Below are 10,791 nucleotides of genomic sequence, written 5' to 3'. Positions count from 1 at the left end.
AGCAACTATAATAAAAACACTTCCACCACAGATTGCCAAACTTGAGGAACTAAACAATGACACTCGAACAACTAGAAAACGAAGTACTTGCATTACCCCAAGACTCCCTAATTCATCTATTCACCCGCCTAATCGAACAACTAGGCAAAACCAACGAAATCGATCGCGAAGTTGAAAACGACTGGCTCGAAGAAGCCGAAGCACGCGACCATGATCTAACCAGTGGCGAAGTGATTGGCTATCCCGCCAGCCAAGTATTCGCAGACCTTCGCGCATCCCTAGCCTAGAAACTTGCTATGAAAGAAATCATTTTTCATCCATTAGCCCAACAAGAGCTAGACGACGCGATTGGCTACTACAAAACTCAAGACAAAGCGATCGCCCTAGAGTTTTTAAATACCGTAGAGTCCTCAACCAACTTACTAACCCGTTATCCAGAACTCGGCTTAAAATTTCGAGGCTCAGTTCGGCGATTAGTGATATCAAAATTCCCGTATTCGCTTCTATACCGACTTTTAGATGGTGAGCAAATTTATATTTTAGCGATCGCGCATCACAAGCAAAAACCTAATTATTGGCGCAAACGGAAGTAATCTTGAAAATTCGTTTTGCCATTACCCGATGACTTCGATGAAACATTAACCGACTTTGAGGAATATTTATGACAGTACAAGACCTAGCGATCGCCAAAATCCAACATCTTCCTACTGAACTCGCTCAGGAAGTAAGTGATTTTATTGACTTTCTCATGCTCAAACAAGACAACCAACGTTGGGAGCAATGGACACAATTTAGCGAATCCCTAACCATCAGCGAATCCGACTTTAGTGACTATCTCAAAAATCTAGAGGACTACGAAGAAAAACTAGTGCGCGGAGAAATCCAATGGTAACAGATTCGAGTAATTGATAAAACTAGAATTCTCAAAGCGATCGGGCAACTAGAAGAACCGTATATCCAACAACTAGCCCAAGCCCTAAAAACTATTCTTGATTTGCAATAACCGCAAATGGATAAACTAGAAAATTACCGTCTATACATTCAAAATCTTCTGGAAAAGCATAGTCATTTTAAAACTCAAGACGATGTACAGAGTGAGTTGATTTTTGACACCGTGCGCGATCGCTATCAACTGATGCGTATTGGCTGGAAAGGCTTGAAGCGCGTCTATCATACTGTTCTGCATTTTGACATCAAAGACGGAAAAATCTGGCTACAGCAAAATATAACTGATATTGACGTAGGACAAGAATTACAAGAGTTCGGTATTCCCAAAGAAGACATCGTACTGGGTTTACATCCTCCCTACAAAAGACCCTATACAGGCTATGGAGTAGCTTAAACATATGTCCAACTATCGCGCCTTGCGTCAGGAAATAGAACAAGATCTGGGCGATCGCATTACTAACGACTGACTCGAAGAAACCGAAGCACGCGATCGCGACCTAACCAGTGGCGAAGTAATTAGCTATTACAATGTTAAAGGATTCTTCTTCGCAGTCACCACACCAAAAATCCCATTAGGTTCCATTTGTACCTGAAAGTCTTGAAAACCAGCAGCCCTAGCCCAGTGGTGAATTAATTCCCAAGAGCGTACACGCATCACCCAAGGCAAACCCGTATGGGCAGGCAGAGTCCGCGCAATCATCTCTAACTGAGGGTGCTGCGGCTGAATTGTGAAAACCAGAGTTCCATTCGTATCGAGGGTTCGATAGAGTTGTTGGAAGTGGTGTTCGATTAATCCATCATTAGGCAAGATTTCATGTAAGCCCGACACAATTACCACATTCGGTTTCGGCTGCACGCGCTCTAGATCGGCATCGCTAAACGCATCAGCTTGCTCGATCTGCACCTTAACGCCAAATTGGTCGGCTAACTGCCTTGCCTTAGCTACATTCTCGATTTTGTAATCGCGCAAAGTTGCGGCGATCGCTGCCGATGAAAACTCTTGCAATACCTCTAGATCGTAGCGACCACCACCACAGGCAACATCGAGCAAATGGCAGGGGATATTTTTTGGGAGATAGGACTGGAGTACCTCGCGTAGTGTAGCTTTCATCAGTAAAGATCTGCATCTAATCCCGCGCCATCCCTGAGAATTAAGATAGAACCAGTCAATCAACTTTCCTAAGAGCGTAAATCCACTCGGTCTATTGTGGTAGACATATTCCAACATCACACCCGAATCAAATCCATACTGAAAGCCGATCTGAATACCATTGGATAGTTTGCCAATAGTCTGGAGGGAGAAATTCATCAATCCGTAATACCAAGCCTTGGGATTCCAGATAGGTAAGGGGTGAAGGAGTTGTTCGTAAGTGGGCGATGATTTTTGTAGCATGATGACCTCTTAGAGAAGGAATTGGTATTAGACATTAAGTAGCTGGGCATAATTAAAACCCAGAATCAGAACCTGTAGCGCAGGCTGCGCGTGCGCTACAGGTTTTGGGGTTTATATTTAATTGCGCCCCTAGTAAGGTTTTGAGATTCCCAAAATGGCAACGCCATTTTGGGAATTGGTATTAGATTAGAAAGAGAGCATTCTTTCGTCTGAGAGAGCCTGTATGCGATCGCTTAGTTGCTGGAGAAAGCCCTGTTTCTGACCATTCCAATACATCGATTCACCGATGCAGATCCAGCAGAGCAAGGGCACTATCAGAAAATCACCTTTAGGAAGAGCTTTGCCCAGACCGTGCAGAAAAATGGGGACAATTGGCACATCAGGGTTTAGTTTCGCTAAATGGACGATCCCAGTTCTAAATTCGCTGAGGTGTTCGGGTGTTCCCCTCGTCCCTTCGGGATAAAGAATCAGGATTTGCTTTTCCGCTAGAGCCGTGGCACAGCTTTTAAAAAAATTGCGGTGAGCGCCATGGCGATCGCAGCAGCTACCAGCATTAGCATCACTAGAGACGGGAATAATATGCAGAATGTGACGGGCAAACCAAGCTAAGCAAGGATTTTGGTTGAGAAAATACTGCTCATTTGCCAAGGGACGAAGATGCCGCATCATCGACAAAGGGAAGAGTGAAAAGAGAACAATCGTGTCCAGATGACTATTGTGATTGGCGACGATAATTGCAGGACCATTTGTGGGCAATCGTTCGCGATGGCGGATACGTAGTCCAAGCACTAATACAATAATTTTTGCAGTTAGATAGAAGATGACATTGAGAATGAGTCTCATAATAATTGTCCGTGATAGTAGAAATAAACAGTAAAATGGAAGAAGAGAGGAGCCGTATAGGTGAGGCTGTCAATGCGATCTAAAATGCCTCCATGTCCAGGGATCAGATTACCGCTATCTTTAATTCCTAAATCTCGTTTTAGCGCCGAGATATTGACATCACCGATAAATCCCGTCAGACTCAAGAGCAGCCCCAGACCAGCAGCATGAATTAGATCGAAGGGAGTCAGCAATGGAGCCATGGCGATCGCCAATCCCGTGGTTGTGACGATGCCCCCAATCAAGCCTTCGACGGTTTTCTTGGGGCTGACCTTTGGAATAATGGGATGGCGACCGCATAGCTTACCGAAGAGGTATTGAGCGATATCGTTAATTTCGGTCATTAGTAATAGATAGACTAATAAGCCTGTGCCACCTGCGATCGGGTTACCACTCAGGGGCAGTATGGCAAGGTAAGAGAGATGGCTGATCGTATAGACATTCAGCATCAGTCCCCAATGGAGCGTCCCGATCGCGTTTAAATAGCCTTGGGTTTCACCATCGAGCAACATGCGCATCGGTAATAACAAAAAAATGTAGATGGGAATGAAGATCAAAAACATGCCATACCAGCCAATATAGATCCAGAAATATTGCAGGAAGAGCGCGAGGTAAGCCCATAGTAAGACGCGCCGATCGCTAATGCGCGTGGGAATGAGAGAGAGGTATTCTCGTAGCGCGATGAAGCTAAGCAGCATAAAAAAGATGATCGAAACAGGATGCTTCAACGCAATTGCCAAACTGAACAGGAACACCATAATCCACCAAGATTTGATGCGATCTTTGAGTTCGCTATAGTCAGTTTGAGGATGACGAAACCCTAAGCCAATGACCGTAACTGAGGCGATCGCTAGCAGTCCAAAAACTCCCGCAAGGGTATACAGAACTGGAGTTGCCAAATTAAGACTAAAGCCACCTAAGCCATTCATGCCCATATTCATTTCCATGCCTATACCTCCTTCAGCATTCCTTGAATGCGGTTGATCGTTGTCCAAATTTGCAGACAAATAACTCCACTCAAAAAGATACTTAGCCATTGAGCAGGCGCAATGCCCAAGCCGAGGATTAAGCCCAGCGCTCCAAAGACAAAGGCGCGATCGCTTTTTCCCATTGGTCCCTCATAATGGCGTTGAGCGTCAATCGCATATCCCAATACTCCCACCATTTCTGAGGCGATCGCCAAAATGACAATTCCGATTATCAAGGGAGCAGAAACTCCCGCAATCAAACTAAAGGGCAAGTAGAGAGAGACATCTGCTAAAACATCGCCCAATTCGTTGAGAATGCAGCCCAATTTAGTTGTCCGATCATGTTCGCGGGCAAGCATTCCATCCATAGCATTGAGCGCCATCCGTCCTAGCAAAACTAGAGGTACGGACAATAAAACCGCCTGCGTACTGGGAAGCGAAGCTGTAGCCCATTGTGTACTTTGCACAATTGCTAGCCCTGTCACACTCGATAACAACAGAGCGGCGATCGTTACTTGGTTGGGGGTAATTTGCCAAGATGCAAATTGATTGACTAGGGGGCGGAGATAATCCTGAAACTGCGCTTTGCATTGATAAATGGAAACCATTAGCTGCTCCAAAAACTCATGTGCTCATCATGCAGCCTGTACCTATGTAATGAGAATGACTAGAGCGATGAAGCTGCGATCGCCTAGAAGATCGTCGAAACAGATCGAAGTAGGTCGAAGTAGGGCGAAGTTTTTGGAAAATTTTGTTATATTTATATATAAAGCAGGGGCTAAAGCCCCTGCTTTATATATAAATATCGTGATAAATATCGTGAGTGCATACCGTCCTGAAGCCATCGACCAATGGCTTCCCCCATCACTCCAGCAGCATTATGTGACAATCCTCCTGCGGCACATAGGAATGACGAGGCGCAGAGCCGAATGTTTTGTGCGACTATCGCTTTATTTGTTTTTAAAAGATTGCCAATCCCGCAAAATTCTTCCCAAATCGCCCCTGACAGAATTATCCTTTCCTCAGGGATGGGTGGAATGTAGTTGCCTTGAAGCATCAGAGGTGTTTTATAGCGATAAAGATCGTGGCGGCGATCGCTCGGCAGGAATGATGCTCAATAAGTTAGTCGATCTGGGGCTAATCCAAAAACAGTTTGATGGCAACTGCACCCAAATTAAATTTAATCTGCCATCGGATCTCCTCAAAGCTGACAGCCAAGACGCAAATGTTAACTTTGCGATCGATGCCTTTGCTCCCCGCAGTGACGCGATTCCGATCGCCAATTTGTTAGCTAGCAATTACAACTGGCTCAATCGTAATCACGATGCGGTTACCTATCGCATTGCCAATATTCTCCGCGATTGGGCAAATCAATATGCAACGGGATTGCGGGTGCTGCGGCGCAGCGATAACCAAAATCCCATTGGATTTTATGCTTTCTATCCGACTAAACGCGAATCGGAAATTAAATTTTTTGAGCCCCCCAGTCGTGGACTGCATTTGAGCCAAGTTGCGGATGTCGATCCCTTTCAAATCGCTTTAGCAGGAGATACAACCTGTCGTTCTCTTTTTGTGCGCAGTTGGGTAATCGATAGCAAATATCGCCAAGCTTCCCAAACTAGCCTTTTGATTGACTCCCAAAAAACTCTCGCCCAAATGCAGCAGGACTTTCCTAATCTCTGGGATATGTATACGCTAATCATTCATCCCAGTTATGCCGAGCTATGTCTGGCTTTGGGTTTCCAAAAAACTAGTGCCGATCCGAAAATGCCGCTTTATTGGATGTACCAAGGCGTAGATCGATTTCTCCAATTAGACATGAAAAGCTTGTAATCAAGAGCATACTGCCCGCTACGCGGGCAGTATGCTCTTGATTACTACCAAATCACAAAATGGCGTAGCCATTTTGTGATTTTAAAACCCTTACTGAATTTGGGTTTTAATTCCCAAAAGTGTAGCCACACTTTTGGGAATTGGTATAACGTGAAACGGGCTTTGAGAAAAGGGTTTGCGTAGCAAACCTTTTCTCAAAGCCCAAAAGTAAAAGCCTTGCTTAGCAAGGCTTTTACTTTTGGGCTTTGGTATTAAGTCAAAAACTTCTCCACACAACGGGCAAATATCTCCACCCCAGTCGCCAAAACCGTCTCATCGAAGTTAAATCGGGGATGATGGTGAGGATAGGCTAAACCCTTGTCAGGATTAGCAGAACCGAGAAAGAAATAGCATCCAGGGACAGCTTCCAAAAAGAAAGATACGTCTTCTCCCCCCATAGTTTGACATTCAGGAACGATGCCAGCGGGAGTTTCGATTACGGTTTCGGCAACGGAGCGCACTAATTCCGCGATCGCGCGATCGTTAATTACCGCAGGGTAGAGCTTTGTATATTTAAGTTCATAGGAAGCCCCATGAGCCGCGCAAATTCCAGCGATCGTCTCTTCCAACCGCAAAGCTAACTTCGCGCCAACGGCAGGGTTAAAAAATCTGACCGTGCCACTAATCCGCGCAGAATCAGCAATAACATTTGTCGCGGAACCCGCATGGAATTCCCCAATGCTAATCACAGCGGATTCGAGAGGGCTTACATTGCGCGATACGATGGCATGAATGGCATTTACCACTTGAGAAGCAACTAAAATGGAATCAATGGTTTGATGGGGCAAGGCTCCATGTCCTCCCCGTCCAATAATTTTGCAATGGAAGTATTCCGTCGCCGCCATCAAGGCTCCCGATCGCACGCCGACCGTACCGAGGGGCAAATTATTCCAAATATGCAAACCAATCAAGGCATCAACCTTGGGGTTTTCGAGTACCCCCGCTTCAATCATCGGTTTTGCGCCCCCAGGTCCCTCCTCAGCAGGCTGAAAAATAATTTTCACCGTACCGCTAAAATCCGCCCGTTCCCATAGATATTTTGCCGCACCAAGCGCGATCGCCGTATGTCCATCGTGACCGCAGGCATGCATCATGTTATCGATCTGGGATTTATAACCGATGATATTTTCTTCTTGAATTGGGAGCGCATCCATATCGGCACGGATGGCTAACACCTTTTGCTGTCCCTGCTTTTTCCCAACAATTGTCGCGACAATACCTGTTTTCGCAATCTCCGTTTGATGGGGAATTCCCCAAGCCGTTAACTTCTCAGCGATAGCCATAGATGTACGGCGTTCGTGAAACCCTATTTCGGGGAAGCGATGAAAGTCCCTACGCCATTGAACGAGGCTAGGTTGCAGTTCGAGGATATCAGGACGAATCTGAAAATTTGTATGGGTGGGGGAAGTGGTGGTAGCAAAAGACATGACGGATTAACAGCGCGACTATTGCACCGATCTTAGTTCAAAAAATGATAGGGCGGTAAAGCTTGACTCCAAGCGATCTGCCAATGGGAATGCTGAGATTCCCAAGATTGCAATGCTTTTTGGATAAGTTCGACCTGCGATCGCGGTAATAATGCATAAACGCGCAGGGTTTCTGAGCCTTGCGTTTCCACCTGCTGAAATTCTGCTTGAGATTCAGGGCTTAAATTGGCGCTAAGGATTTGCAGATAGCCAAGGGCTTCCTGTTGCAATTGCGATCGCCATTGTTCCTGTTGTAGATATTGCGATCGCTTGGCTAAGAGATAGTCTTTGCCCTTGAGGTTCTTCGCCGCTTCCGCCTTGGGCGCGATCGCCGATCCTGTAATTAAAAACTCCGCATATCCCTCTAATTTTTGTAAATTTGCCAGTAATTTTACGGATTCAGTCCGTAAATAAGCTTCTAAAGCCTCGATCGACACAAAGGCAGTCCCAAAACGCAGAGGTAAGAGGGTGCGTTCGCTAAATAATTCACAAATTAGGCGATCGTGTAGCACGATCGCTTGCATTAGTGCCGATTCAGGTAGCAATTTCAAGGCTTCAATATCCACATCCGCCTCGATCGCCGCCACCAAGCGATCGCATGGCAAATATTGAATCGATTTCCCCTTAATTCCCAAAGGTTTATTTTCGGGAACAGGTGCAAGCAAAATCGCATAGGTATAGAGCATGATTAAACGTAGAGGGCTATCTTCTCAGCTTAATCTGCTTCGGAACCTTAATTGCATGGGTTCTATGAAAGTCGTCTTGCACCTTAGCCGTAAGGCTTTTAGAAACCCGTTTGACAACAAAACCGAGCACCCCATCCCCCGTTTTTTGCAGAATATCTTGAGACAAGCGCAGGATAAATGGCGGAAATTGTAGCGATACGACAATATCCAAGTCCCACTCAATGCTAGTCATGATCGCCGTTCCCCCTGATGCCGATCCTGCCTGTAAATCTACAGTTTTTTCCTCCAGACGCATCTCCGCCTGAAAATCCACCTCATAGCCCTGCGGTGGTTGGTTGGGGATGGGGATAGTCACAATCCGATAGGTTGAATTTTCATCGGGAGGCAACAAATCCAGCCCCACCCTAGCATCGACTTGAAAGCCCATGGCTCCCACTTGCCCCACCCCCATGGCATATCCTGTTGTCCCAATCGGATCGGCTTTAAAAGGATGAGCGCAACGCCTAAACCAACCTTGATGGGCATCCAGATACTTCATTACCGTCTGCTTGTCCGCAAACAAGTCCATGTAGCCCACGTAATTATTATGAAATGCGGTTTTATCGGACTTAGCCTTGTCTCCCATCTGAGGATGGCGATCGCTGTCTAGTGAAGATTTCGCAGTGGCATCACTGTCTGGAGGATTGTCGGGATCTGGAAGCTCAAATCGTGGATCCTCCGTATCCGCTCCATAGGTAGTCATCATCGCCGCCTCCTGTTCAGGGGTTAACAAAAAATCCGAGTCATTTTCCTCCATACTTTCTTGAGATAAATCTTGATTTGCAGTCGATGGGATTGGTTCTTGCTGCATGACAAATACCTTACAAATACCTTAAAACTGTTTTCTCAGACTATAGCAATCCTCAATGATTTGTGGAAAGCTCATCCCAAAGGAGTATGCCTCCCCAACCATCTTCAAATCCAATAGGATAGCTTATACCAATTTACTGAAGTGCGCCATTACTGAAGTGCGCCATTACTAAAGTGCGCCAACACTTCAGTGAATTAAAAAACAACCCCAGTAAGGTTTTGAGATTCCCAAAATGGCAACGCCATTTTGGGAATTGATATTAGGATGACCATAGAGACAATCTCGGCTTGTCTCAATCTTGCTTATTTCCATCATAATAGTCTTAGAAGTTCGATTAGGGAAAGCATATGGCTCCGCGTACAGCAGTGATGGAAGCCGTCGAAAAGCTCAACTATCGGGTCACGATAGGTGATGTGGCGGCTCAGTCTGGACTTAGTTTAAATGCAGCACAAAGGGAGATATTAGCCCTTGCCTCGGAAACGGGTGGAAATATCCAAGTTGCCGAATCGGGGGAAATTGCCTATAAATTTGCACCAAACTTTCGGCAAATTCTGATCAATCGTTCGTTTTGGCTACAGGTCAAGGAATGGCTTCAGGGAGTTTGGAAATGGGTTTTTTATGCAATCCGTATTTCCTTTGGTATTTTACTGATCCTTTCGATCTTGATCGTGGTCGTCGGGATCATCGCCGCCACGATCGCTTTACAAAGCCAAGGACGAAACGACAACGATCGCAATGATCGTCGTAGCGATAATCGTGGCGGTGGCTTCATTTTTTTGGGTGGCTGGGGCAATCCCTTTGGCAATCCCTTTATTATGTTTGCGCCTGATTATTACGAGCCGCAGCAGCTCAAACAGCGTGATCCCGATGAGATGAACTTTTTAGAAAGTGTATTTTCATTTCTGTTTGGCGATGGCAATCCCAACGCCGATCTGGAAGAACGCCGTTGGCGGGAAATCGCCGCTATGATCCGCAGCAATAATGGTGTCGTCATTGCCGAGCAAATTGCGCCCTACCTCGATGACATTACCTATAAAGAAAATGATGAATATTTTGTGATTCCCGTACTGGCAAAATTTAACGGTTTCCCCGAAGTGAGTGAAGCGGGAACCCTTGCCTATAAATTTCCCGAACTCCAAAAAGTCGCCTCGGAACGCAAAGCTAAAACCAAAAGTGCTTATTTAAAAGAAAAAGTTTGGCAGTTTAGTCAAGCCTCTCAAGGCAAAATAACTCTGTCGATCGGGCTAGGCATTTTTTATCTAGTCTCATCTTTGGTCTTGAGTAATTTACTTGGCAATCCTAGATTATCTTCAGTCATAGCTTCTGGCGGTTTTTTGGGTTTAGTAAATGCGGCTATGGGCTTTCTTTTAGGTTATGCGGTGTTATTTCTCTCTATTCCCTTAGTTCGTTATTTTGTCCTGCAATATCTAAATAATGGGATTAGCGATCGCAACCAAAAGCGGGCAGCCTTTGCCGACAAGCTGCAAAAGCCATCACCAACATTACGCGACAAGCTCAACTTTGCGAGTACTTTTGCCACTCAGCAAGAGGTCATCGATCAAGACAATCTTGCCTACACTACCGAACAGGATTTGGCGGATCAGGAATATGCCAAAATGCTCAAGGAAAATAAAGAATTATGATTTAAGTAACTAGATAGCGTAACGCCCGCTGTGCGGGCGTTACGCTATCTAGTTTTATTTTTTAATTATGCTGAGGTACTTAA

14 protein-coding genes are annotated in these 10,791 nt (G+C 45.5%); 7 read left to right on the top strand and 7 right to left on the bottom strand.

Annotated features, from left to right (window positions below; genetic code table 11):
• Positions 1–56: 56 nt before the first annotated feature.
• The 5 genes from PSE7429_RS05360 (at position 57) to PSE7429_RS05345 (ending at position 1,342) form a co-directional block, all read left to right on the top strand.
• Positions 57–287 (top strand): addiction module protein, encoded by a 231-nt coding sequence (locus PSE7429_RS05360; protein ID WP_009626062.1) that lies wholly within the window; start codon positions 57–59, stop codon positions 285–287.
• Between the two features lie 9 nt (positions 288–296).
• Positions 297–593: a type II toxin-antitoxin system RelE/ParE family toxin gene (locus tag PSE7429_RS05355; protein WP_009626061.1), complete on the top strand. Its 297-nt coding sequence runs from the start codon at positions 297–299 to the stop codon at positions 591–593.
• Between the two features lie 68 nt (positions 594–661).
• A complete protein-coding gene (locus tag PSE7429_RS05350; protein ID WP_009626060.1) occupies positions 662–892 on the top strand; it encodes a DUF2281 domain-containing protein in 231 nt (76 codons plus the stop codon).
• Between the two features lie 3 nt (positions 893–895).
• A complete protein-coding gene (locus PSE7429_RS27880) occupies positions 896–1,003 on the top strand; it encodes a hypothetical protein (RefSeq protein WP_407681154.1) in 108 nt (35 codons plus the stop codon).
• 6 nt (positions 1,004–1,009) lie between these two features.
• A complete protein-coding gene (locus tag PSE7429_RS05345; RefSeq protein ID WP_009626059.1) occupies positions 1,010–1,342 on the top strand; it encodes a XisI protein in 333 nt (110 codons plus the stop codon).
• Positions 1,343–1,471: 129 nt separating this feature from the next.
• Here PSE7429_RS05345 and PSE7429_RS05340 read toward each other — a convergent pair whose 3' ends face one another.
• The 4 genes from PSE7429_RS05340 to PSE7429_RS05325 all read right to left on the bottom strand — a co-directional run bounded on the left by PSE7429_RS05340 (position 1,472) and on the right by PSE7429_RS05325 (position 4,799).
• On the bottom strand, positions 1,472–2,341 hold the full coding sequence (locus PSE7429_RS05340; protein ID WP_009626058.1) for a class I SAM-dependent methyltransferase family protein: 870 nt from the start codon (positions 2,339–2,341) through the stop codon (positions 1,472–1,474).
• Positions 2,342–2,527: 186 nt separating this feature from the next.
• Positions 2,528–3,184, bottom strand: a complete 657-nt coding sequence (locus PSE7429_RS05335) for a lysophospholipid acyltransferase family protein (protein WP_009626057.1) — start codon at positions 3,182–3,184, stop codon at positions 2,528–2,530.
• On the bottom strand, positions 3,181–4,158 hold the full coding sequence (locus PSE7429_RS05330; RefSeq protein ID WP_100228890.1) for a phosphatidate cytidylyltransferase: 978 nt from the start codon (positions 4,156–4,158) through the stop codon (positions 3,181–3,183). The genes PSE7429_RS05335 and PSE7429_RS05330 overlap by 4 nt, the downstream gene beginning before the upstream one ends.
• Before the next feature lie 14 nt (positions 4,159–4,172).
• On the bottom strand, positions 4,173–4,799 hold the full coding sequence (locus tag PSE7429_RS05325; RefSeq protein ID WP_009626055.1) for a CDP-alcohol phosphatidyltransferase family protein: 627 nt from the start codon (positions 4,797–4,799) through the stop codon (positions 4,173–4,175).
• Here PSE7429_RS05325 and PSE7429_RS05320 point away from each other — a divergent pair.
• Positions 4,789–6,024 (top strand): hypothetical protein, encoded by a 1,236-nt coding sequence (locus PSE7429_RS05320; protein ID WP_233424298.1) that lies wholly within the window; start codon positions 4,789–4,791, stop codon positions 6,022–6,024. The genes PSE7429_RS05325 and PSE7429_RS05320 overlap by 11 nt on opposite strands.
• Before the next feature lie 251 nt (positions 6,025–6,275).
• Here the strand turns inward: PSE7429_RS05320 and PSE7429_RS05315 are convergent, their stop codons facing one another.
• From PSE7429_RS05315 to PSE7429_RS05305, 3 genes are read right to left on the bottom strand one after another with little or no spacing between them, the layout of a single operon-like run.
• Positions 6,276–7,490, bottom strand: a complete 1,215-nt coding sequence (locus tag PSE7429_RS05315) for a M20 metallopeptidase family protein (protein WP_009626053.1) — start codon at positions 7,488–7,490, stop codon at positions 6,276–6,278.
• A 32-nt stretch (positions 7,491–7,522) separates the two neighbouring features.
• A complete protein-coding gene (locus PSE7429_RS05310; protein WP_009626052.1) occupies positions 7,523–8,215 on the bottom strand; it encodes a GvpL/GvpF family gas vesicle protein in 693 nt (230 codons plus the stop codon).
• Positions 8,216–8,231: 16 nt separating this feature from the next.
• Complete coding sequence (locus tag PSE7429_RS05305; RefSeq protein ID WP_009626051.1) at positions 8,232–9,065, bottom strand: DUF1997 domain-containing protein; 834 nt, start codon at positions 9,063–9,065, stop codon at positions 8,232–8,234.
• A gap of 347 nt (positions 9,066–9,412) precedes the next feature.
• Here PSE7429_RS05305 and PSE7429_RS05300 point away from each other — a divergent pair, with 347 nt between their 5' ends.
• Positions 9,413–10,708: a hypothetical protein gene (locus PSE7429_RS05300; protein WP_009626050.1), complete on the top strand. Its 1,296-nt coding sequence runs from the start codon at positions 9,413–9,415 to the stop codon at positions 10,706–10,708.
• Positions 10,709–10,791 lie beyond the last annotated feature (83 nt).

It is taken from the genome of Pseudanabaena biceps PCC 7429, assembly GCF_000332215.1.
Classification (GTDB): domain Bacteria; phylum Cyanobacteriota; class Cyanobacteriia; order Pseudanabaenales; family Pseudanabaenaceae; genus Pseudanabaena; species Pseudanabaena biceps.
Note: the sequence above shows the minus strand (reverse complement) of the source record. Positions and strands in the feature narration are given on the sequence as shown.

Bases quoted from the DNA above. Each gene is read 5' to 3' on its own strand.
- PSE7429_RS05360 (WP_009626062.1), top strand. From the start codon at position 57: ATGACACTCGAACAACTAGAAAACGAAGTACTTGCATTACCCCAAGAC.
- PSE7429_RS05355 (WP_009626061.1), top strand. From the start codon at position 297: ATGAAAGAAATCATTTTTCATCCATTAGCCCAACAAGAGCTAGACGAC.
- PSE7429_RS05350 (WP_009626060.1), top strand. From the start codon at position 662: ATGACAGTACAAGACCTAGCGATCGCCAAAATCCAACATCTTCCTACT.
- PSE7429_RS05345 (WP_009626059.1), top strand. From the start codon at position 1,010: ATGGATAAACTAGAAAATTACCGTCTATACATTCAAAATCTTCTGGAA.
- PSE7429_RS05340 (WP_009626058.1), bottom strand. From the start codon at position 2,341: ATGCTACAAAAATCATCGCCCACTTACGAACAACTCCTTCACCCCTTA.
- PSE7429_RS05335 (WP_009626057.1), bottom strand. From the start codon at position 3,184: ATGAGACTCATTCTCAATGTCATCTTCTATCTAACTGCAAAAATTATT.
- PSE7429_RS05330 (WP_100228890.1), bottom strand. From the start codon at position 4,158: ATGGGCATGAATGGCTTAGGTGGCTTTAGTCTTAATTTGGCAACTCCA.
- PSE7429_RS05320 (WP_233424298.1), top strand. From the start codon at position 4,789: ATGGAAACCATTAGCTGCTCCAAAAACTCATGTGCTCATCATGCAGCC.
- PSE7429_RS05325 (WP_009626055.1), bottom strand. From the start codon at position 4,799: ATGGTTTCCATTTATCAATGCAAAGCGCAGTTTCAGGATTATCTCCGC.
- PSE7429_RS05315 (WP_009626053.1), bottom strand. From the start codon at position 7,490: ATGTCTTTTGCTACCACCACTTCCCCCACCCATACAAATTTTCAGATT.
- PSE7429_RS05310 (WP_009626052.1), bottom strand. From the start codon at position 8,215: ATGCTCTATACCTATGCGATTTTGCTTGCACCTGTTCCCGAAAATAAA.
- PSE7429_RS05305 (WP_009626051.1), bottom strand. From the start codon at position 9,065: ATGCAGCAAGAACCAATCCCATCGACTGCAAATCAAGATTTATCTCAA.
- PSE7429_RS05300 (WP_009626050.1), top strand. From the start codon at position 9,413: ATGGCTCCGCGTACAGCAGTGATGGAAGCCGTCGAAAAGCTCAACTAT.